This is a genomic window from Mesorhizobium sp. M8A.F.Ca.ET.207.01.1.1 (assembly GCF_004794715.1).
Taxonomy (GTDB): domain Bacteria; phylum Pseudomonadota; class Alphaproteobacteria; order Rhizobiales; family Rhizobiaceae; genus Mesorhizobium.
On the sequence record NZ_SRUS01000057.1, the window covers coordinates 1 to 527 of the forward strand.

General features: G+C 71.2%; 1 protein-coding gene. It reads left to right on the forward strand.

Going from position 1 to position 527, the window contains the following annotated elements:
- The coding region (locus tag EN850_RS33425) for a hypothetical protein (protein WP_210238000.1) at positions 1-527 on the forward strand (527 nt) is incomplete at both ends.

Genomic DNA, 527 nt, shown 5'->3' on the forward strand with positions numbered 1-527 from the left:
GCCGCAGCTGCAGGCCGCCGCGCGCCAGGCGCCCACGCCGATCTGGCAGTTCGACTGGGTCAACCTTGCGCGCACGGTGGCCGGCCACACGACATTGATTCCGCTGCCGGCCCCGTTCACCGGGCAGCCCCTGCACGCCCTGCTGTTCCCCGACGACACCCAGGCCTGGGTCTGCACGGGGGAGCATGGCGTCCTGCAGTACCTGCACGGCCAGTGGCGGCAGGAAGGCCGTCTGCCCGAACAGGCCTGCTCATCGCTGGCGCTCGATGCCCGTGGCCAGCTGCTGCTCGGCTATGCCGATGGCCGTCTGCGCCGGATGGGAGCCACCCGCATCGACACCCTCGATGCCCGCCAGGGCCTGTCCGTCGGGCCGGTCACTGCGATACTGCAGCATCAGGAGCTGCTGCTGGTGGCCGGCGAGGCCGGCCTGGCCGCACGTCTGGGCGAGGGCCGTTTCGTTCCGGTGCGCACCGACATGGCCGGTGTACTGGAAGGCATCACCGGCATGGTTGCCGATCCGAACGGGC